Source organism: Nonlabens marinus S1-08 (assembly GCF_000831385.1).
GTDB classification, from domain to species: domain Bacteria; phylum Bacteroidota; class Bacteroidia; order Flavobacteriales; family Flavobacteriaceae; genus Nonlabens; species Nonlabens marinus.
Genome location: NZ_AP014548.1, coordinates 2522428 through 2544581, shown reverse-complemented (window position 1 = coordinate 2544581; position 22154 = coordinate 2522428). Strand labels below are relative to the sequence as shown.

The 22154-nt window shown below is 38.1% G+C and carries 22 protein-coding genes; 9 read left to right on the top strand and 13 right to left on the bottom strand.

Annotated features, from left to right (window positions below):
* Positions 1 to 25: 25 nt before the first annotated feature.
* From NMS_RS11630 to NMS_RS11605, 6 genes are all read right to left on the bottom strand, one after another.
* On the bottom strand, positions 26 to 1459 hold the full coding sequence (locus tag NMS_RS11630) for a hypothetical protein (RefSeq protein WP_041496931.1): 1434 nt from the start codon (positions 1457 to 1459) through the stop codon (positions 26 to 28).
* 231 nt (positions 1460 to 1690) lie between these two features.
* Positions 1691 to 2356: a hypothetical protein gene (locus NMS_RS11625; protein WP_041496930.1), complete on the bottom strand. Its 666-nt coding sequence runs from the start codon at positions 2354 to 2356 to the stop codon at positions 1691 to 1693.
* An 18-nt stretch (positions 2357 to 2374) separates the two neighbouring features.
* Positions 2375 to 3694 (bottom strand): cryptochrome/photolyase family protein, encoded by a 1320-nt coding sequence (locus NMS_RS11620; RefSeq protein WP_041496928.1) that lies wholly within the window; start codon positions 3692 to 3694, stop codon positions 2375 to 2377.
* Position 3695: 1 nt separating this feature from the next.
* Positions 3696 to 4391, bottom strand: a complete 696-nt coding sequence (locus NMS_RS11615) for an SDR family NAD(P)-dependent oxidoreductase (protein ID WP_041496926.1) — start codon at positions 4389 to 4391, stop codon at positions 3696 to 3698.
* Between the two features lies 1 nt (position 4392).
* Positions 4393 to 4899 carry an SRPBCC family protein gene (locus tag NMS_RS11610; RefSeq protein WP_041496925.1) on the bottom strand — a complete coding sequence of 169 codons (507 nt, stop codon included), beginning with the start codon at positions 4897 to 4899 and terminating at the stop codon, positions 4393 to 4395.
* Positions 4900 to 4960: 61 nt separating this feature from the next.
* Complete coding sequence (locus tag NMS_RS11605) at positions 4961 to 5689, bottom strand: autotransporter outer membrane beta-barrel domain-containing protein (RefSeq protein ID WP_041496924.1); 729 nt, start codon at positions 5687 to 5689, stop codon at positions 4961 to 4963.
* Between the two features lie 112 nt (positions 5690 to 5801).
* On the opposite strand from NMS_RS11605, the gene NMS_RS11600 reads away from it, so the two are divergent.
* The 5 genes from NMS_RS11600 (at position 5802) to NMS_RS11580 (ending at position 8067) form a co-directional block, all read left to right on the top strand.
* Entirely contained in the window at positions 5802 to 5996 is a 195-nt protein-coding gene (locus tag NMS_RS11600; RefSeq protein WP_041496922.1) for a CsbD family protein, read from the top strand.
* A 2-nt stretch (positions 5997 to 5998) separates the two neighbouring features.
* Positions 5999 to 6286, top strand: coding sequence for a 4a-hydroxytetrahydrobiopterin dehydratase (locus NMS_RS11595; RefSeq protein ID WP_041496921.1), 288 nt, complete (start codon positions 5999 to 6001; stop codon positions 6284 to 6286).
* Between the two features lie 124 nt (positions 6287 to 6410).
* The gene (locus NMS_RS11590; RefSeq protein ID WP_148311390.1) at positions 6411 to 6779 is read left to right on the top strand and encodes a hypothetical protein; all 369 of its coding nucleotides are present in this window, start codon (positions 6411 to 6413) and stop codon (positions 6777 to 6779) included.
* Between the two features lie 90 nt (positions 6780 to 6869).
* Positions 6870 to 7616, top strand: coding sequence for a YebC/PmpR family DNA-binding transcriptional regulator (locus tag NMS_RS11585; protein WP_041497704.1), 747 nt, complete (start codon positions 6870 to 6872; stop codon positions 7614 to 7616).
* Positions 7617 to 7689: 73 nt separating this feature from the next.
* Positions 7690 to 8067, top strand: coding sequence for a LysM peptidoglycan-binding domain-containing protein (locus NMS_RS11580; protein ID WP_173405825.1), 378 nt, complete (start codon positions 7690 to 7692; stop codon positions 8065 to 8067).
* Between the two features lie 81 nt (positions 8068 to 8148).
* On the opposite strand, the gene NMS_RS11575 is transcribed toward NMS_RS11580, so the two are convergent.
* Positions 8149 to 8742 (bottom strand): acyl carrier protein phosphodiesterase, encoded by a 594-nt coding sequence (locus NMS_RS11575; RefSeq protein WP_041497702.1) that lies wholly within the window; start codon positions 8740 to 8742, stop codon positions 8149 to 8151.
* Positions 8743 to 8806: 64 nt separating this feature from the next.
* On the opposite strand from NMS_RS11575, the gene glmM reads away from it, so the two are divergent.
* The gene (gene glmM / locus NMS_RS11570) at positions 8807 to 10201 is read left to right on the top strand and encodes a phosphoglucosamine mutase (RefSeq protein WP_041496917.1); all 1395 of its coding nucleotides are present in this window, start codon (positions 8807 to 8809) and stop codon (positions 10199 to 10201) included.
* Here glmM and NMS_RS11565 read toward each other — a convergent pair.
* Positions 10161 to 11093, bottom strand: a complete 933-nt coding sequence (locus tag NMS_RS11565; protein WP_148311389.1) for a lysophospholipid acyltransferase family protein — start codon at positions 11091 to 11093, stop codon at positions 10161 to 10163. The genes glmM and NMS_RS11565 overlap by 41 nt on opposite strands.
* A gap of 33 nt (positions 11094 to 11126) precedes the next feature.
* Between NMS_RS11565 and NMS_RS11560 the strand changes: the two genes are divergently transcribed.
* The gene (locus tag NMS_RS11560) at positions 11127 to 11765 is read left to right on the top strand and encodes a rhomboid family intramembrane serine protease (protein ID WP_041496914.1); all 639 of its coding nucleotides are present in this window, start codon (positions 11127 to 11129) and stop codon (positions 11763 to 11765) included.
* Here NMS_RS11560 and NMS_RS11555 read toward each other — a convergent pair.
* On the bottom strand, positions 11762 to 12892 hold the full coding sequence (locus tag NMS_RS11555; RefSeq protein WP_041496913.1) for a TlpA disulfide reductase family protein: 1131 nt from the start codon (positions 12890 to 12892) through the stop codon (positions 11762 to 11764). The genes NMS_RS11560 and NMS_RS11555 overlap by 4 nt on opposite strands.
* Positions 12893 to 12992: 100 nt before the next feature.
* Between NMS_RS11555 and NMS_RS11550 the strand changes: the two genes are divergently transcribed.
* Positions 12993 to 15389: a GAF domain-containing protein gene (locus NMS_RS11550; RefSeq protein WP_041496912.1), complete on the top strand. Its 2397-nt coding sequence runs from the start codon at positions 12993 to 12995 to the stop codon at positions 15387 to 15389.
* Here NMS_RS11550 and NMS_RS11545 read toward each other — a convergent pair.
* Positions 15349 to 16548 (bottom strand): Pycsar system effector family protein, encoded by a 1200-nt coding sequence (locus NMS_RS11545; protein ID WP_041496911.1) that lies wholly within the window; start codon positions 16546 to 16548, stop codon positions 15349 to 15351. The two genes, NMS_RS11550 and NMS_RS11545, sit on opposite strands and share 41 nt — an antisense overlap.
* A 41-nt stretch (positions 16549 to 16589) precedes the next feature.
* Here NMS_RS11545 and NMS_RS11540 point away from each other — a divergent pair, with 41 nt between their 5' ends.
* Positions 16590 to 20315, top strand: coding sequence for a metallophosphoesterase (locus NMS_RS11540; protein ID WP_041496910.1), 3726 nt, complete (start codon positions 16590 to 16592; stop codon positions 20313 to 20315).
* A gap of 233 nt (positions 20316 to 20548) precedes the next feature.
* Here the strand turns inward: NMS_RS11540 and NMS_RS13565 are convergent, their stop codons facing one another.
* Genes NMS_RS13565 through NMS_RS14070 form a run of 3 tightly spaced genes read right to left on the bottom strand, consistent with a single transcriptional unit; the run spans position 20549 to position 22125 of the window.
* On the bottom strand, positions 20549 to 21445 hold the full coding sequence (locus NMS_RS13565; RefSeq protein ID WP_148311388.1) for a hypothetical protein: 897 nt from the start codon (positions 21443 to 21445) through the stop codon (positions 20549 to 20551).
* Positions 21446 to 21504: 59 nt separating this feature from the next.
* Complete coding sequence (locus NMS_RS11530) at positions 21505 to 21996, bottom strand: Dps family protein (protein ID WP_041496909.1); 492 nt, start codon at positions 21994 to 21996, stop codon at positions 21505 to 21507.
* The gene (locus NMS_RS14070; protein WP_262491890.1) at positions 21997 to 22125 is read right to left on the bottom strand and encodes a hypothetical protein; all 129 of its coding nucleotides are present in this window, start codon (positions 22123 to 22125) and stop codon (positions 21997 to 21999) included.
* Between the last annotated feature and the right edge of the window lie 29 nt (positions 22126 to 22154).

Here is a 22154-nt window from a genome sequence, read left to right as displayed (position 1 = left end):
TCCCTGGCTTATTCAAAAATTCTACTTATCCGCGACCACGATCATTGGATCTACCTGATGATCGACTTGAAGAGGATCTGGATCTACTTGAAGATTCTGATCTTCTACTAGGAGCACTCTTCTGTGCTGCAGGTCTACTGGTGCGCTGTTGTTGCCTAGTAGACTGTTGTCTCTGTGAGCGTTGAGGCGCTGATTGCTGACTTTGTGCGCGCTGTGGCGCTGCTTGTTCTCTTTGAGATCGTTGCGGCGACGTTCGCGCTCGGCTTGTTCTATTAGAGCTTTGTTCTTTTCTAGGAGTTGCTTCCCTTTGAGAACCTACACTGCGTCCGCTATTTGAACGGGTATTTCCATAAGATCTGTTTGCATTCTCATTGCGATCAGAAGTTTGCGCTTTTCTAGATTGAGCTACTGCACCACCAGTTGATCTGGATGATCTTTGATTCGCACTGGAGTTTCTATTATTGGTAGCAATACCACGCTGGTTCGAATTTCTTCCAGAGATAGCCGAATCTGACCTACCATTGCTTCGAGAATCGTTTTGACGGCTGTTACGCATATCTGTAGATCTTCCAGCAATTCCTGAAGCATTATTCTTATTGTTAGAATATCCTCTGGACTCACTACTTCTCGTGTTAGATACTAAGCGACCATTAGATCGATTGTTGTTACTTCTAGAGATAGAGTTTCTACCAGTGGCAATCTCTTTTCTATAATTTTCCGTTCTACGACCTATAGATTCTACACGACCGCGTGAATTTCTACGTCCTCTTTCATAATCGTTATAAACTACATGGTCATAAGGTCTATAGAAGGATCTTCTTGCCCTGTTACTTGCAAAACACCCGTTATAATATGTAGGTGTATTCCAATAAGTTCTATGATAATTATAAGAGAATCGTATAGGGTTATAATAGGCACGGTAAGGAGTAGAATATACTACAACACGATCAACAAAAGGTGCTGCATAATATCTATGCCAAGGCTGATACACATAATGTCTATTGAAAACATTGATGTAACCGGTATAGTTTAATATGATTCCAGGACGGCTGTACCGTACATATAAATTACCGATGCGATTCACATAACCATTGCGGTAATTGATAAATACATCACCTGCCTGGATCACACGACCGTACGAGTCGTAATAAATAGGAGTATTCTCAATCTGAATGACGGCACCATACTGGTCGTATTGTACGTATGGGTCATAATCAAATCCTGTGTTGAAGGAGATGTTGACATTTCCTAAGTCGACATAGCCATTTAATTGAGGGCCATTGTTCAGGTAATTAAAATCAAATTGACCGTCAGGGAAGACTGCAAATTCGATCCCATCTTCTACAAAAATAAAGTTATCTGTATAACCGCGGTAGCGGTCGTCACTCTCAACTTTTTCTGCATGAGCAATCCCGAATCCAAGAAACAAAACTGCCAATAGGGTAGAAAGCTTTTTCATAATAGTAGGGTGTTAATTGCAAACATCATTGTTTGCTTACTATTAAGGAATCAACCAGCGTGCCAAAATGATAAATGGGATTATTTGGCTAAAAACTCACCCAGATAAATTATTTTTAAAAAACTGAATATCAATATGTTATAAATATTTATCAACACTATAATTTTATAATTGAGAACTATAACGTTTTCGCTACTATTGAAAATAAGCTAGTTTAAAACCTTTAGACTCTTAAAAACCAATGTATAAAATCTCAGTATCATCCTCGATCTCTATAGGCTCTGGGATACCATAACTAGTGGCTAATCTAATGCTTAAACTGTCTAAATGAACATATACACGCGCCTCAATTTCGCTGCCGTAAGCAATCGGGTTTTCATAGGTACTTTTAATATTCTCATAAGCTAGACCTGGACCAATCATATCTGCAGGTGCGCCGATGGAACTTATCACTTCAATAGTCGTGATGACATCACTTTCATAATAGAAAACCACGGAATCATAACCATCAATTGATAACATATAAGTATCAAATGTTCCATCACCAGTTTCTATTATATGTGGTCTTAAAGCATCTGATTCTCGCAGAGGCGAAGCTAAAAGTGTTTGCACGCTGCGATCCTCATTAACTTTTGAAAGCCCTAATCGCTTCATAACCTTAGATGGACTGAAGGGTAAGTAGATAAATTCGTCCTCTACCACATCGTCTTCCAAACTTTTTTCTAGATTTTGATTTGTTGCTAGATTTCCAGACAGTGAGTCGGTTTGATTAGAGTCTATTGGATTGAGGTTGTTCTCAAAGTTAGTAGTAACCTCCTTAGGATCAATTATTTTAGATTTCTGTTTACAACTAATGCTGAGAGCAAATAGTGCTAATAAAGCAACGGAAAATTTCATCAAACTGTAGTTTAGCTGCTAAGATACAGCAGCTTTATAGGTTTTCAAACAGCGCTCTCGAGCTTCTTTATGATTGACCATCATATCTGGATAATCTTTAGAATCGTGCTCAGGAACGTACTCATTGATATAAGTTCGATCTTTATCAAATTTATCTTTTTGAGTAATAGGATTAAAGATTCTAAAATAAGGAGCTGCATCTACACCGCTTCCAGCAGCCCATTGCCAATTCCCTACATTACTGGACATTTCATAATCCAATAGTTTCTCTGCAAAATAGGTTTCACCCCATCGCCAGTCAATAAGTAAGTGTTTACACAAGAAGCTCGCAACCAGCATGCGTACTCTATTGTGCATATAACCAGTGGTGTTCAACTCACGCATTCCAGCATCTACTAGCTTATACCCAGTTGTTCCCGTTTTCCACTTTTCAAATTCATCCTCATTATTACGCCATTCGATACGATCATATTTTGATCTAAAAGCATTGTCTTTGGTTTCGGGAAAATGAAATAGGATTTGCATAAAAAATTCACGCCAAATCAATTCAGACAAAAACACCTGGTTTTTAGACTGCAATCCTTTTTTTACCATTTTACGAGGGCTGACAACCCCAAATCTTAAGTAAGCCCCTAAACGAGTAGTTCCTTCTTTTGCAGGAAAATTTCTGGTGTTCTCGTATTCTTCAATAGTGGTAGGAGTAACATCATATTCGGGAACCTCAATACTGGATTTTTGGAAACCCATATCACTTAAGGTAAGATTTGGCAGGCGGGAATTTTGAATGCAATTCTCTAAAATGGAACTTGTATAGTAAATGCGCAGGCCGTCTGCATCTTTATGTTCTTCCTGGAATCGCTCCAGCCATTTATTTTTATAAGGTGTATAAACCACATAGGGATCACCATCATTTTTGACTACTTCGCTTTTTTCAAAAATGACTTGATCTTTAAAGGTGTGGAGTTTTATGTCATGCTCCCCTATGAGCTTTTCTATGGAGTCATCTCGATCTTTCGCATAGGGTTCATAATCCCTATTAGTAAAAACTGCATTTACATCGTGGTCATTTAGTACTTGTTTCCATACGTCTTCTGGTTTACCATAATACATGGCGATAGAACTGCCAACCTCGTCTTGAAGCTTTTTGCGCATGCGCTGCAACTCTTCATAAATGAAAGTTACCCTGGCATCATCCTCGGGTAATTTATCTAAAATCTCCTTATCAAAAATGAATAGAGGTAAAACAGGCAACTCTCCCGATAAGGCTTCATAAAAGCCTACATTGTCATCCAATCGCAAATCCCTTCTGAACCAAAATACATTTACCTGATCTGCCATACTATCCTAAGTCTAAAGTAGATTTACCACCATCTAATCCCAACACTTGACCAGTCATCCAGCCCGCATTTTGCTCTAATAAATATACGGCTAGACCAGCAATATCATCAGCAGTTCCAACTCGTTTTAAGGGGTGAAGATCTCCCATCTTTTCTTTTTTGGCATCGTTATTTAACAATCTTCCAGCTAGAGGTGTATCTACTAAGGAAGGAGCGATTACATTTACTCTAACTGTTGGGGCGTACTCTGCAGCTAACGCTTTTGCAAAACCTTCAATAGCGCCTTTAGCCGCTGCCACGCTGGTATGGAATGGCATTCCCGTTTGCACAGCAACCGTGGAAAAGAAAACGATACTGCTATTTTCTTTCTTAGTTAATAATGGCAATACATCACGTGTTACCTTAATTAATGAGAAAAAATTGATATTCATGTCTTCCTCAAATTGTTCTTGCTTCAACATTTTGAAGGGCTTCAGATTGATGCTTCCTGGACAATACACAAAACCATCTAGTGCCTCTGGCAATTGATCTAAGTCTATTGAATCTGTACTCGCATCAAAAGTGATGTGAGTTACGCCATCTGGTAAATTTTCATTCTCTCTTGAGGCAACATAGACATTATTTCCCTCATGCAGGTGTTGAACGATTGCATTTCCGATTCCGTGGCTTCCGCCTATGAGTAGTATATTTCTTGACATGTTAATTGAGTATATCTTGTTTTAATGTGGTTTGATTTGATGGCGCGGTATACATACCAAATTTTTTGATAAGTGCGCTTTCGCGAAAGCGGAATATCTCCTCCAGCTTAGGCTTCACTAAAAAGGGTTGAACCATTTTTCCTAGAAGACCTAAGGGTAATCTATAGTGCACAATGTCTTCCATCAATGTCCCACCTGAAATCTCGCTGATGAAGTGTTTGTGATGCCAGGTAGCATATGGCCCATACATCTGCTCGTCGACAAAATATTTTTTATCCTCGACTTGAGTGATGTGCGTCACCCAATTGGTTTTCAAGAAGGGTAGCGGCTTCACACTATATTCTATCAGCTGGCCTGGATACACCCCTCGCTCAGTTCCATAGAGCACAGTCATCTCCATCTCTGGCGGAGTCAACAGCTTTAGGTTATTGGGGTTGGTAAGAAATTCCCAAGCCTTATCAATGCTTATAGGCAATTCTTGACGTGTGTGTATTTGGTATAGTTTCAATCTAAATCCGTTTAAGGTTTAAAGATAATCTCTAAACAAAAAACAGCATACCAATCCTTTGTTAATTGTCGAGCTCGCTATCGTCTCTCAGTTCACCGTTCGTGTATTCACGACCTATAGCAAATTTGACCCCAACCGTAAACAACAAATTGCTCAAGTTTGATTCTCTTCTTGTAAGTACGAGATCTCCAGGATTTGAACTTAGTAATTCTGACGATGTATCGTAAACTAAAGGTTTTCCAATGGTTGTCTGTAATTGCGGTGAGAAATACAACTGCACACTGCGACGGAAATAATAATTAAATCGAAGTCCTAAATCAAGAGTGGCACTGGAATCTTTAGTGTCTTCATTAATTAAGTGGAATCGATCATCATTGTCACTAGCAAATCCATTGTCATTTACATCAAGAAATGATACTCCAGCTCGTGCAAACGCATCGATCTGGAATCTATTAAAAGTTTTGCTTGCTAGAAAACCAGCAGTGATTTGTGTGGAAGATTCATTCTGTGGTGATGGTCCATTGGGTTGCATGGTAAACCCTGTCTCATTATAAGTATGCCTTCCTGAAAATGATAATCCTATATTTTTGCTGAAATAGTAATCATAAGCAATCCCAACCGATAACCCTGAACGTGCAATTTTGCCATAATCACCAATCGGTTCCGCAATTCCTAAATCGATCGCAAGATTTTGTCTAGGAATTTCCCTTAGATGAAGGGTCAGATCAGTTTCTGTAGTTTGTGCGATGGTAATGCCTGGCAGGATTATGAATAGGAGCAACTTTCTCATGTAACAAATATAGAAGATGAGTTGGCAAACCTTTAATTAAGATTATGATTTTGTTTTGATCGCTTTCGCGAAAGCGTATTAACTTTAAATCATAACTTAAAAAACAACTATCATGAGCGACAAAGAGCTAGAAGGAAAAATGGATCAAGCTAAAGGAAAAGTGAAAGAAGGTTTTGGAAAACTGACCGACGATAAATCCACAGAAGCAGAAGGAAAAGCAGATCAAGCTAAAGGTAAAGCTAAGGAAGCTTACGGTGAGGCAAAACGCAATGTAAAGAACGCGCTTGACGGCGACGATAAAAAGTAACAATGGAAAAACTAACCGAAGCCCAAATTGAAAAACATTTGGAAAAAGTAGAAGGATGGGATTATTATGATGATGCGATCCACACTACATTTGAATTTGATAACTTTATGGATGCCTTTTCAGTAATGACAAGGATTGCCATGGAGGCTGAAAAAATGGAACATCATCCAGACTGGCATAATGTTTACAATACCTTAGAAATTACCCTGAATACGCATGACGTTGGAGGTTTAACGGAGAAGGATTTTAAACTAGCCGCTGCTATCGAGCACATAGTTGGCGATGAGTAACTGTATATAATTAAATAGAATCCCTTGTGGCAACACAAGGGATTTTTTATTCACTCATCTCAAATTTTAAAAAGAACTTAAGAAGTAATATCCTACATATAGTGTATCTTCAAAATAAAACCCCATGAAACGTATCCTTTTACTACTAACAATAATGACCAGCAGCGCTTTAAGTGCTCAAGACTATATTGCCCCTGAGCCTAACGACCGTCAAATGGAGGAAGCTAAAATGCTCACTCAAGTATTGAACGATGAACTGTCCTTGACTGAAAAACAAATACTACAAATCGAGAAATTGAATGGTGAATTTATAGCAAGGCGTGATATTATAGTTGGTGATCAAGGGTTAACTATAGTTGAAAAAAACGAATTCCTCGAATCTATATATGTAGAACAAGGCAACGAGATGGCTGATATTCTAGCAAGAGAACAGTTGAATTTATATAAACGCATACGAGGGGACTTACAGCCGCTGGTTGTGATAGTCGAGTAAAAAGTTAACCGCCAATTGGCGGTTTTTTTATGGTTGCAAGAGATCATTCAGAACCTTAATTTTACGCCACATTTAAATCAAACAGTAGAAATGGGAAGAGCATTTGAATTCCGCAAGGCGCGTAAAATGAAACGATGGAGTGCCATGTCTAAAGCCTTTACACGCATAGGTAAAGATATTGTCATTGCAGTTAAAGAAGGTGGACCTGACCCTGATTCTAATTCTAAACTTAGAGCGGTGATACAGAATGCTAAGGCGGTGAATATGCCTAAAGCAAATGTGGAGCGTGCAATTAAGAAAGCCAGTGATAAAGACACTAAAAATTATGAAACTGTTTTATTTGAAGGTTATGCACCACACGGTATTGCTGTACTTGTAGAAACATCTACTGATAATAATAACCGTACTGTAGCAAACGTGCGCAGTTACTTCACTAAATATGACGGTAGTTTAGGTACCAGTGGATCCGTAGAATTTATGTTTGAACATAAATGCCATTTCCGCATTCCTGCCGAAGGAAAGGACCTAGAAGAATTAGAATTGGAACTTATCGATTACGGTGCTGAAGAATTGTTCCTTGACGAGAAAGATGAAGATGATGACAATAGCGTCGATGGAATCATGATCTATGCAGAGTTCCAAAATTATGGAGCCATGCAAAATGGATTGGAGGAATTAGGTCTAGAAATATTAAGCTCAGGTTTTGAATACATTCCTACAGTTCAGAAAGAACTAACTCCAGAGCAACAAGAAGACGTGGACAAACTTCTTGAGAAGTTGGAAGAGGATGAGGATGTGAACAACGTTTACACCACAATTAAGGATGCTGACGATTAGAATTTAGCATGAAGTTACCAGTTTAACTGCTCGTATCTAATACCTTTAAGACTTAACTACAACAACTATTATTATGGTAAAAGAAAAATATCAAAGTGTATTAGACTTAGGTGAAAAACTAAACATTAAAGGTGGAGATGTCAAAGTCAACAACGGTAAATTAGAGATTTACGGCACGGCAGATAATCAATATTATAAAGACCAACTGTGGGATGAAATCAAAAAAGTAGGTGGAGAAAATCCATCAGATATCATGGCCGATATTAAGGTGGCTGATACCAGTATTTATACGCATCATGAAGTTCAAAAAGGAGAATCGTTAAGCTTGATTGCCAAGAAATATTATGGCGACCCGATGAAGTACAAAAAGATTTTTGAGGCAAACACTGATAAACTTAAAAATCCAGATATAATTCATCCGGGACAAAATTTGATCATTCCTAACAAATGAGAATTTCCATTATACATATTAAAACCTCGCAATCGCGAGGTTTTTTGTTGAGTTAAATTTTATTATTTCAATGAAAGACAATCAATCCAGATCTAATTGATGGATGATGTTTTTAGAATACGTTTGCAGCTCTTCAAAGAAGGCCGTGAATTGCTTTTGAAGGGCATCGTAATTTTCAATGAGTTCTACTCCAGCCAGTTGCATATTGCTCTTTCCTTTAGTTCTTTGGTTCATTTGATAAAGGATGTGTTTCATTCCTTGCACAGTGCGGTAGCTGTAGATCCAGTTGTGCTCTACCATAATAGGATAGAAGCGTTGAATTCTAGGAGGCAGGATCTCCCAGTACTCTTTTAAATCGGCATAAAAATCTAGGGTGTATTCTTCCAACTCTGTATCGTGATAATTAGACCAGTTGGCGGCTAGGAAATGGTCGTAGTATAAATCTACAATAACACTGCTCCACAAGCCGTAATTAGTACGTATGAGGTCTTTGCTTTCCCTTACAATAGAATGGGTGTCTGTAAATGTATCTATCATTCTATGTACCATGATGCCTTGAGCGACACGCTCAGGAAACCGCTTCAAATTTTTCCCGCGTACAGAGTCGGCAATAAAATTACCAATGCGTAATTCAGTATCGTTGCCCGAGAGCAATAAGTGAGCGAGATAATTCATGGATTGGTTTTGCGGTTGATCTCTTAGAAAACTACATTTGTTGTAAATATAATGCTTAACACTCATGACACTTATAAAATCTATTTCAGGAATACGCGGGACCATAGGAGGGCAGCCGGGTGATAATTTGACACCTCTAGATGCCGTAAAATTTGCAAGCGCGTATGGTAAATGGATCAAAGTGGCTTCCGGCAAGGAGCGACCGCTAGTAGTTATAGGTCGTGATGCCCGTATCAGTGGCTCTATGATTCAGTCTTTAGTTCAAAATACGCTAGTAGGAGTTGGATGTGATATTATTGATTTAGGGCTTAGCACTACGCCTACAGTGGAGATTGCTGTGCCACTAGAGAAAGCAGACGGTGGTATTATCTTGACTGCAAGTCATAACCCTAAAGAATGGAATGCATTAAAGTTGTTAAACAATAAAGGAGAATTTCTTGATGGAGTAGAAGGTCAAAAAATTCTAGATACAGCAGCGGCAGAGGATTTCGCTTACGCGGAAGTTGATGATCTAGGTCAAGTAAGTGCGATGACCGATTATATCGATCGTCATATTGTTGAGGTGCTTCATCTACCACTTGTTCAAGTAGATGCCATAAAAGCAGGGAACTTTAAGGTAGTAGTAGATGGAGTGAATTCTACAGGTGGTATAGCAATTCCAGCCTTGTGTGCAGCGCTGGGAGTTGAGGTTATTGAATTGTATTGCGACCCGACGGGACATTTTCCTCACAACCCAGAACCTTTAAAAGAACATTTAGGGGATTTATGTGCCGCAGTGGTGGAACATAACGCAGATTTTGGAATCACAGTAGATCCAGATGTTGATAGGCTAGCTTTTATTACAGATAAGGGTGAAATGTTCGGAGAAGAGTACACATTAGTAGCTTGTGCAGATTACGTGCTAAGCAAAAACAAAGGAGATACGGTGAGCAATTTGTCATCTTCCAGAGCTTTGCGTGATGTGACTTTGAAACATGGAGGAACTTATCATGCAGCTGCAGTAGGTGAGGTGAATGTAGTTACAAAAATGAAAGAGGTAAACGCAGTGATAGGTGGTGAGGGAAATGGCGGTATCATTTATCCTGATAGCCATTATGGTAGAGATGCACTTGTGGGCGTTGCGCTGTTCTTGTCATTGCTTACTGAGAAACAGATGAAAGTAAGTGACTTGCGTGATAGCTACCCCACCTATTTTATGGGCAAGAAAAAAGTACAATTAACTCCAGGGATGCCAGTGGATGCGATATTGAAGGATGTAGAAGAGAAGTACGCTTCAGAAGATTTAACCACAATAGATGGCGTTAAAATAGACTTTGAAAATGAATGGGTACACCTGCGTAAATCAAATACAGAACCTATCATACGTATTTATACTGAATCCGGTAGTCAAGAATCTGCAGATCGATTAGCAGATCGATTTATTGGGGAACTCGAGGCGATAGCTCAACAGCACGCCTAGCATCTTCTGGCTTGACTTTCCAGCGTTTGTGCGTCCACAAGTAATATTGAGGTTGTTTGCGTATTTGCTTTTCTAGCAGTTGAAAAAAGGTGTCGGTTACCATCCATTTAGGTTCCTGACTGGCGTCATCTGTTACCTTTTCAAAATGCGCTTTGTAATAACCACGTTTGACCTTTTCTACTTGTAGAAAAAAGACAGGCATACCATATTCTTTAGAAATGCGTTCGCCGCCCATAAAAACAGGTGTGATTTGGTCAAAGAAGGTGGTGAAAAATTGGGCAGAAGCTGCCTTAGGAGACTGATCTGCTACAAGGGCATATAACCCTACGTCAGATTTTGACTTTTGTCGCTCTTGCATGATGTGATACGCCTTTTTCATGGGGATCAAAATAGAACCAAATTTTGAACGAACTTTACGTATATAGTTATCGAAATAGGCATTTTTGATAGGCTTATACACTGCGTAGGTGGTAAAACCTATAAAATCGTCCAATGACATGGTCCACTCGTAACTTGCCTGGTGGCCTATTAAAATAACTATAGGTTGTTCCGCTTTCGCGAAAGCGTTGATCTCCTCTAAATTGTCACAAACAAACCGATCATGTAGTTCCTGAGAAGAGATTCCTGTGGACTTGACCATCTCCACAAATATATCGCAGAAGTGTCGTGTGCTTTGTTTAGAAAGTTGAATCACTTCTTTTTCAGAGAGTTCTGGAAATGCCGTCTTTATATTTTTAAAAATGACCTCCCGGCGATACCGCAGCACATGATAAACCAGTATATAAACACCGTCACTGATAAAATAGATAGCAGGAAAGGGAAGTCTCGCAATTAACCAAATAATGGGATAAGCGAGGTAAAATGCGACGGCTTGCATCGTTTGAATTTTCACAAATATACTATCTTGGCTCTTAAGATTTTTTATATGTTCTACGACATAGATATAGTGACCATTGTAATTATTGCAATCACCTGTCTTATAAGCTTTAGAGGCTTTAAAGATTACGATTTTTTTGATCAATATAAGTTCAATATAATGGGTATTCAACGAGGAGAAAGCTATCGTTTTATAACGAGCGGTTTTCTGCATCTAGATATCCAACACCTTCTATTTAACATGCTAACCTTGTATTTTTTTGCGGGTATCGTGGTGAGTTTTTTAGGAACGATTTCATTTCTCGTGATTTACATCGTGAGTCTTCTGGGGGGCAATTTCTTAAGTTATATGTTTCATAAGGAGGAATACCATTATAGCGCCATAGGAGCTAGTGGTGCTGTTGCGGGAATCATTTATAGTGGGATATTGCTTTTGCCAGAAATGATGATTTATGGAATCATTCCGGGATATATTTTTGGTATCGGTTATTTAATTTACTCCATTTATGGAATTAAAAATAAGGTAGGAAATATAGGCCACGACGCTCATTTTGGTGGGGCCATGGCGGGATACCTTGTCACGCTCATCTATGATTTCAATCTGATTTTTGAACAGACGCTTATAGTGGTCGCTCTTCTGATTCCTATTATTATTTTATTTGTGTTAATGAAACTAGGTAAAATCTAATTTAATAGGGATTTCAACTTTTCAGAAAGTTGGTTACCTCTTAGGTCTTTGGCGATAATTACTCCATTTTTATCAAGCAAGAAACTCGCTGGAATGGCAGTGACATTATATTGAGCCGCTATGGGATCGCTCCAGTAGGCTAGCCTAGAAATATGATTCCAATTCATTTGATCTTTTTCTATAGCAGCGACCCAGGCTTCTTTTGCATCGGGTTGATCTAGAGATACGCTAATGATATTGAATCCTTTGTAATGATACTTGTTGTATGCTTCAACAATATTCGGATTTTCCACACGACATGGCCCGCACCAGGAAGCCCAAAAATCAATCAAGGTTACTTCACCTAATACCTCTGGTAATTTGATAATACTTCCATCTGGACTCTTGCCTTCAAAATAAGGAGCTTTACTGCCTATGGCCGTTACCTCAAACTTTTTCAAACGCTTGTCTATGATTGCGCTTAGGTCGGTTTGCTTGATTTGGTCACCTAATTTATTGTAGAGCACTCTGGCTTGTTCACTGCTTACGTAATTACGAGTTAATAGAAAGTCCAAAATAGTAGGTGCAACTAGCCTATTTGGGTTTTCAAGCATCAATTCTTTCAATTCATTTCTAAATTCTTCTTCCTTTTCTTTCCAGTCTTCATTTATGGCTTCAACTCGTTTCGTTTCACCTTTCTCAAAAGCAGTGTTTCGTTCTTGTTGATACTCTCTTACCTTATTCCCATGTTCTATTCTCATGTTTCTGTACCGGGAGAAGACTTGATTCTCAATACCACCGTCAATAGTACTGTACATCAAACTATCCTTCAAAGTTTTAATATAAATGCCTTGATTTTCTGAGGCGAAGCTTAACATTCCTGGAGCAGTGTCCATTTCTAAGAATAGGGGAGCACTTGTTTCCCGTTTGTCTAAAAGCCCAAAATCGAACTTGTTGTCGATTATAATAGCAGTATCTATATACACCTGAGAACCGTCAGCCGTTCCTTCTTTTAGGTAAACTCTCATGCCATTATACATACCGACTGTTTCACCTGCGATAGATGGCACAGACTCCTCTTTAGAAATACAGGAACTTACTAAAATATAAATGAATAGGATATAAATGGGACTTAAAGAACTTCTCATAAATTAAAATTTGCAACAAAAATAGCAGATTAACCGATTAAATAAATTAAAAACAAACTCTGCTTCCTCCTATCAACAGTAGAATTGGTATATTTAAATTATGGCAAAGAAAGGGAAAAAAGGAACTGATTTAGGCGTTGAAGTAGTGCTACGCTTTGATAAAATCATCAATGTTTACAAAGAACGCATAGAGAACGAAGACAACAGTTTTAAAAAGCTCTATTACTCCGCATTGTTGCAGGCTTTAGCAAAGGGCGGCTTTCCTAGCGCTGAGATAAATGATGAAAATGTAAAAAAATATTCAGAGCAGATCAATCTAGTATTAGCTGAATTATTTCCAGAGTCCCTTACACATAACGAGATTAAGGCAGCCACCATCCCCTTTTCTACTAAACTATTTAATTGCACTAAGCGATTACAGAATATTCTCAAGCAGGCAGGCGATGATTTTGAATTTGATTTTCTAGAGAATTCAAAATTTGATCGATTTCTTATGGCTTGCGGTTTAATCCTCAATAAATGTTACGATAGAAAACTCGATATGAGTTCAGTCATGCACGCTGAAATTCCTGATAGTAATGGAAATATAAGGACCTATCGCATTACCTATAATGCAGACTTCATAGATGTATTTACACATAAAGATACTCATGAGTTAACAGAGGAAGAAATCAATGAATTACTCAGGTATCCAGAAAACGAAAAGCTATGGAAAGACAGTTTTCCTTTAGGGTCTTACAGATTTGAAGGTTTTGGAATCATATCCTTTACAGACATTACAGTTGACGCTGCGATATCTGATTTAAAAACGGTTTTACTCAACAATCCTGGATCTAAGCTGGCACAACAAGAAAACATAGAAGACATTTTTAAAAAGATGTTTAATATGGATAAAATCTATGCTGGTTTTACCTCATTCGATTCTTACGATAGAACCTTTGAGCAGATGAGTTTTACCGACTCTAACAGTTATTTATTAGGGTCAAGTCACAGTAAACATTGTGAAAATGCGTTGTGCAGCGAGGCATATAAACAGCTCATAGACCTTAAAAAGCCACTTATTATTCCAGATCTCGACGATTTCAACACAAGACAGGGAAATAAGTTCATGTCTGAAAACTTGAGAGAGGCTGGCTTCAAGAGTGCCATACTGTATCCAGTGACTAAGAAAAAGCGGCTGCTAGGCGTACTAGAGTTGGGTAGCGAAATACCTTATGCCCTAAACAGCTTTAATGCTTCCAAAATTGAAAATATCATTGAATACATAAAATCAGCAATCATACGAGGTGCGGAAGAGGATGAAAATAGAATTAAGGCCATCATTCAAACGGAGTGTACCTCAATTCATCCCAGCGTGCAATGGAAATTTGAGAGAGAAGCGCGACGCATTCTCAAAGCCCGCATGAATGATAGGGAAGAAACCTTTAAGGATCTTGGGTTTGAAGATGTTTATCCATTATACGGTCAAATTGATGTAGTAGGAAGTAGTGATGCTAGAAACACTGCTATTAAAGAAGATTTGTGTGGTCAATTAGATAATGTTTGTTCCATTATCGCTTCCGCGAAAGAGTTTGAACCACTTCCTATCTACGACCAGATTGCATTTCGTGTCAAAGAATACAACAGTAAATTAGAAGATGGGCCTATTGATGCAAATGCTGAAAGAGGAATTATCAAATTACTAACCGAAGAGATCAATCCAGTCATGGATCATATTAAAACCTTGTCTGAGGATCTAAAAAAACGTACTGTAGCTTATCAAGAACAGTTGGATCCTGTTAATGGGGTTATTTATAAAAAGCGAAATAACTATGACAATGCAGTGCAGACTATAAATCACGCATTATCACGATATATTGATAACAAACAAAAAGAAGCACAAGAAATTTACACTCATTTTTTTGAACGTTTTAAAACCGATGGAGTTGAGCACAACATCTATGTAGGTAAGAGTATAAGAGAAGACTTAGATTTTAATGTAGTATACCTTTACAACTTAAGGCTGTGGCAATTACAGACTATGATTGAGATGGAGGATAAGTTTTACTCCATTCAAAAAAACTTGCCATCTCAACTAGATGCGGCATCCATGATTTTAGTTTTTGATAGCACCTTAAGCATCCGCTATAGAATTGATGAAAAACGATTTGATGTAGATGGGACCTATAACGCTAGATACGAAGTGATCAAAAAGCGCATAGATAAAGCGTGTATAAAGGGTACTGAAGAACGTGTTACCCAAAAAGGGACCATATCCATTATCTATACAAATAAAGAAAATGAGCGGGAATATATGCGCTACGTCAACTACCTACAATTCAAAAAATACTTAGGTGAGGAAGTAGAGCATCTAGAGCTTGAAGATGTTCAAGGAGTCATAGGCTTAAAAGCCATAAGGGTAAACATCCTCTATGGCTTTAAGGCATCTGAAAACAGAATGACATATGATGACTTGATTAAGGAATTACATTTGCAACAACCTCATAATCATAAGTAGTAAATGCGATGATAAATGCAATAACTGAAGATATGATCCCGATCATGAAAATCGTGTAAGTCCACCGCAGCAAGCTATATTTCCTGTTTAGAACCACCCCAAGCAGCCATAAATCTTTTAGTAGGCTTTGATAAACTTCCTCCTTATCATTGAGTAAGCTCATCAAGGCTTTTTCATAACGTTCAAAGGGAACCTTATGAAAGTTACCAAAGAATAAAAGATTCACTTCACGCTTTTCGACTTGCTCATCAGTAAACTCGCCACTAGTAACATTTGGTCTTGTGGAAGCAATGGATAAAATAATACTGGCTACAGAAAAAAGTATAAGTACTAAAGTAGGGTAGAGCAAGTGTCTATTACTTACTTGATCCAATTTTGGAATGATATTAGCCAATGCAAGTGATATAATAATTGCATTAACGGATAGCAAAATGTTAGCTTTAGTGTCCGCTATATCGCTCAATTTGATGTGATTTCTCAAAGTGGTGCGGAAGAGCGTTTGAATAGCTCTTTCTGGACTTTGATTTTTTAGATCTACTTTGATCTTTTCTTTATTGTACTTTGCTTTGGTTTTTTTCTTCTTCTTGAACAACTTCATCAAATTTTCATTCTTAGAAGTATTCCAATTTTTTACAGCATAGTCACTGTAATAGCGGTGCTTTTCAGTGAAAACAGCGATATTTTCCTTGCGCCATTCCTTAGCGGTGAATTCTTTACCGCGCATTTGTAATTCCTTCTTGAGTAGTTCGCTCGTCTCAAAATAATAATCCTTTGCAAAATGTGAAGAATCAGCATCTCTTAAGATTTCTTGCAACTTTCCCTCTGGCTGATCATTGAATTTAGTGGCACGTATAAGTCGTTTGACTAATTCAATTGACTCTTCATCCTCACCTTGATCTTTAAGAAATTCTTCGGCAATTTTAGCGCTAGCTTCTTCGTGGCCTTCAGCACCATAAATGTATCCTGTGTCGTGTAGATAGGCGGCTAGTAATAAAGCCTTTTCCTCTTTAACATCTATTTCAGAGTTGTCGATGATTTCCTGAGTACTTTTAACTACTCTTTTTGTATGAGTGTAGTTGTGGTAAACATAGGATTCATCAAGCTTTTCTTTAAACAAGTGCAACACATAGTCGTCAGTTGTTTTCAGCAGTTCAGTCATAAGAGAGTTTAAGATTTAAAATTACCATGAATAACTCATAAATGAATAAAAATAACATTCTTTTATTAATAGGCTTCGTAATCCTTTCTGGATGTGCAAGCTACAATGCTCAGTATAAAGAAGGTGAAGAAGTTGATATTCCCTACCCGCCAAATTCTGATATTGAAAAAAGTTTTTACCTCATAGGCGACGTAGGTTACTCACCCATAGGTGGTAAAAGCGATGGTTTACTTTCTCTAGAAAGTTATTTGAAGACAGCTCGGGAAACCTCAGGGGATTACCTTGTATTCTTGGGAGATAACATTTACCCAACCGGAATGCCTGCTGAGGGTTCAGAGTTTCGTCCTATTGCTGAAAATCATTTGGATGCACAGATTGATGTTGCTGAACAATTTGAAGGTAAAACCATTTTTATTCCTGGAAATCACGATTACTACAATGAGAACTTAGTAAATGTAGAGCGAGAGAAAAAATACATTGAGGATGCATTAGAAGACAAAGACATTTGGGAACCTAAAGTAGGTTGTGCAGTGGAGAGCAAAGAAATCTCTGATGACATTCAACTACTTATAATCGATAGTCAATGGTATTTAGCGAAATGGGATGAAATTCCTACGGTAAATTCAGACTGTGATCAGATTAAGACACGCAAAGAGTTTTTTATAGAAATTGAAAGCCAATTCAAGAAAAATCAAGATAAAACCATCATAGTCGTGATGCATCATCCCTTGTTTACCAATGGTGTTCATGGGGGACAGTATGCAGCCATCAAACATTTATATCCTACACAAAGCAATTTCCCCATTCCGGTATTAGCATCCTTAGCCAGTTTGATTAGAACTAGTGGTGGGGTGAGCGCGCAAGACAGGCAAAATTCAAGGTATCAAGAATTGGCAGACCGTATGGCGACACTTGCCGTTGCTTCTAAGGCAGAGCGTATTTTATTCGCCAGTGGTCACGAGCATACACTTCAATACATTGTCAATGAGGGCGTTCGGCAGATTGTTTCAGGCTCAGGTTCTAAGAGTGGATACGTGACCCTCAGTAATGACGGCCTATTTTCTTATGGGGGTAACGGTTTCGCTCGTATGGATGTTATGAAAGACGGTAGTTCTTGGGTACAGTTTTATGGTTTTGAAGATGGGAAACACAAGTTACTGTATACTAAGAAAGCTATAGAAGAGTCAAAAGTTTACAATGTGGACTCATTACCTTCTGATTTTCCCGCTTTCGCGAAAGCGAACATATATACAGATGACCGTACCGACAAGTCTGACGCATTTGAAGGGTTGTGGGGGAAGAAATATCGTGATCTCTATGGAATTGAAATCAATGCCAAAGTAGCTGTACTTGATACACTTAAGGGAGGATTAAAAGTGATGCGAGCAGGCGGTGGTCATCAAACTAGATCCTTAAGACTACAAGATTCTAAAGGCAAGGAATACAATTTGCGAGCACTTAAAAAGAGTGCGGTGCAGTTTTTACAAACCACGGTTTTCAAGGATCAATCCGTTGAAGAAGGATTCAAAGGCAGCGCTGCTGAGGATTTATTGTATGACTTTTATACCGCGGCTCATCCCTATGGAGCTCTTGCTGTACCTGAATTATCTGAGTCTTTAGGAATTTATCATACGAATCCAGAAATTTATTACGTACCAAAACAAAAAGCATTGGGTAATTACAATTTTGATTATGGGGATGAATTGTACATGCTCGTGGAACGTCCTGAAGATAATTTTAAGGATCTGCAAAGTTTTGGAAAACCAGACGATATTCATAGCACTGCCGATGTTTTTGAGAAACTCGCTCAAGATGAGAAGTACAAAATTGATCAAGATTCCTATGTTAGAGCGAGGATGTTTGATATGTTATTAGGCGACTGGGACCGTCATCAGGATCAATGGCGATGGTCAGAGTTCGAATTGGATAACGGTAATCACATCTTCAAGCCTATACCTAGGGATAGAGATCAGGTATTTTCTAATTTTGATGGAGCTGTATTTGCCACACTCCGCACGCTTATAGGAATCACAAAACAATTCGCTACTTACAATGATAATTTAGATAATGTCAAGTGGTTCAACACTGCAGCCACTTATTTAGATCGCAGCCTTGCAAAAGAAGCGGATAGAGAAGTATGGCTAGAACAAGCGAGATTTATTCAAAATAATTTGACAGATGCAGAGATTGAAGCCGCATTTAGAAACCTTCCTGCAGAAATTTATGTAAATCCTACTACTCAAGATATTATAAACAGTATGAAAGACCGTCGTGCCAATCTGGTTGATATAGCAGAGCGGTATTATAAAGTACTTTCCCGACTAGCAATTGTAACTGGAACAGATAAGGATGATATTATCGATATCGAACGAATTGAAAAGGGAAAAACAAGAGTCACAGTCTATAGAAACAAGGGTGGAGAAAGAGCTGATGTAGTGTTAGATAGAATATATGACAAGACTGATACTAAAGAGATCTGGATTTATGCGTTAGACGATGAAGATATTATTCATGCTACAGACAAGGCTGGAAACCCTATAAAAGTGCGTGTGATAGGTGGTCAAGATAATGATATCTATGATCTAGAAGAGGGCAGGGCGATCACATTATTTGATCATCAATCTAAGGAAAACACCTTTACAAGTATTGCAGATGCTACAAAAAGAACAACAGACGCTTATGGCATCAACCTTTACGATCCTAGAAAGAACATAAAAGCCTACAATGTCTTGACTCCAGCAATAGGATTTAATCCGGATGATGGTATACGTTTAGGGCTTCAAAATGTATATACCGTAGATGGTTTTAATAGAAATCCACATACAAGAGTACACAAATTTACGGCGGGATATTATTTCGCAACTCAGGGATATTTGATTGAGTATCAAGGGGAGTTTGCTGGAATATTTAGAAATGCAAATTTGCTATTTTACGGTAAATATACTGGGCCAACCTTTACAGAGAATTTTTTCGGATTAGGAAATGATACTGCAAACAATGACGATGTAGTAGATTTTGACTTTAATCGGGTACGATTGAGTACTTATGCAGTCGGAGCGGGTACGGTGTATCGTGGGGAATACGGCTCTAATTTAAAGTTGACAGCTACCGTACGTGGTATTGAAGTAGAAGATAGTCAGGATCGATTCATAGCTGATTATGCCGCTACACTTTCTGATCCAGAGTTTTTTGATAGAAAGTGGTATGGGGATCTCAATGCTACTTACAACTACTCCTCATTTGATAACCCACTCAATCCTACTCGTGGGATGATTTTTGAATTCGACAATGGTATCATTGGAAACCTTCAAGAGTTTGAAGATATTTTTTACTACCTGAAACCCAAGCTAGGATTTCACAATGCAGTAACCAAAAACCGTAAACTGGTTTTGAGAACTTTAGCCCAAGCCCATGTAATATTAGGGGATGATTTTGAATTTTATCAAAGCGCTCAATTGGGACAAAACACTGGACTGCGTGGGTATCGTACCCAACGTTTTTCTGGAGAAAGCTCCTTTGCAGGAACAGCAGATTTGAGGTACAGTTTTAAAGAATTCAAATCAGGATTTTTGCCTTTACAAATTGGAATTTTTGCGGGTGGCGATGTAGGTAGAGTATGGCTGGATGGTGAAGAAAGCAAACAGTGGCACAATGATTACGGAGGTGGTTTTTGGATCAATTCTGCTGATGCCATAGGTGCGACGTTTAACCTATTCAATGGTGAGGATGGTTTAAGGTTCAGTTTTCAAGTTGGTTTTAGTTTCTAACACTTTAGAGGTTTTATATATTTGAAAGTTTACTAGTTATGAGTGTTCATTGTGTTACCATCTCTCGCCTTCATTTAAATACATTTAAATCATGTTAAATCCCAGATCAGGTATTGCCCTTATAGCAGTTGGTAGTATGATTGTAATCGCTGGGGTAGCGATGAGCTACTTCGGAATAGTAGGAGCAACGGGCATGATTATCATTGGCGTAGCTGTTGAATTATGGGGAGGAATCACTTTCTTGAAACATCTAAAAAAGAAGCCTTAAGTTCAAATTTATAAACATTCCCACCGCCTTTTTTTGATCGTTCGTCTGCTATCAAAACAACTGAATCATTGATGAAGGCCATTGCTTCCTTTTGAGAATCGTGTTTCAGTTCATAAATCTTCTTGTCAAAACTTGAAAAGCTTTCATCAAAATCATTAAGTAAAATCACCTTATTGTGAGTGAGTAACCCTACTTCTCCTTTAGGATTGATATCAGCTGCAGTTACTCGAGAGGTACTACGTTTTGAGCCTATATAAACCTTGTTTAATAATTTAGCTACAGTAGCTTCATTCTTGATGTCAAGGCTATAAATGGAAGTAAAGCCGTCAAACTTCTTATTCCGATTTTTCGTGAACAAATATATCCTTCCCTCTTTATAAACAATAGCTTCACAGTCGTGGTAAATTCCACTGCTAGGCAAGTTGTCTTGCATATCTTCATAAATAAAGGGGTAGGTTTTGGATGTTATACTGTTACTGGAGCCAATCTCGTTTGCATGTACCTGTATGATCTGAAAGCTTTTTCTGGAGTTGTTATTATTGCCCGTGTCGGCAATAAATACAAACTCGGGAGTTCCATCAGCAGTAAGGGATAAGGCTATATCTTCCCAATCTATATTTGAGACGCCCTTTACCTTTTGATCATAAATTTGATCTGATTGGATATAAGAATAGAGATGAGGCCCATTCCCAGAGTCATTTATGGATAAGAAAGAAACATCGCCACTAGGCATTGTAAACACCTGCATACCGCTTATTTCGTCTAACGAATTAGGTACAGCTGCAACTGCTTGAAGGTTGCCAAGGTCCTGACAGGCAAAGAGCAACAAAAACCAAGGTGTTATAAAGAGATATCTGTTCATAGGATGAAAAAAAGCCATCTCTAGGTGGAGATGGCTTCGTAAATTTATTAGAATTGAACTTATACAGATGTACGAGTATCGCCCTTCTTCATTCTCCAGGCATCAAGCATCCAGCTAGTTGTTTCCAGTTCACGTATGTAAGCACCTATTAAATCTATAGTACCTTCATCTTCCGCTTCTCCGGCAGTTTCTACTACTTGAGCCATTTGTTTGAGTAACAAACCATGATCAGATAATAGATTGTCTACCATCTCTGTATCCTGTAGATCAGATTTGGTTTCTTTGATACTGGACATTTTAATATAGTCACTGTAATTAGAAGTTGGTTGATACCTTAAAGTCAAAATACGCTCTGCAATTTCATCAATCTTTAAAACAGCATCATCATACATTTCTTCAAACTTTACATGCAGGTCAAAAAAGTTATGACCTACTATGTTCCAATGATAGTTGCGTAGCTTTTGATAATACATGTGATAATCAGCTAACAAAATATTGAGTTGCTTTGAGGTGTCCTTTGCTTTTTCAGTATTAAAATTCAGGTAATTCATTTATTTTTCTTTTTCTTTATTTTTCTTGTTAATGCTTTCTTTTTCAAGATCAAAATCTTTCGGCTTTGATCTATCTCCCAGCTTACCTAGTGGCTGGTCTTCCGTTTTTCTTTCAAACTTGCGTTCCATAATCATTCTTTTTCTTAAAGATAATAATC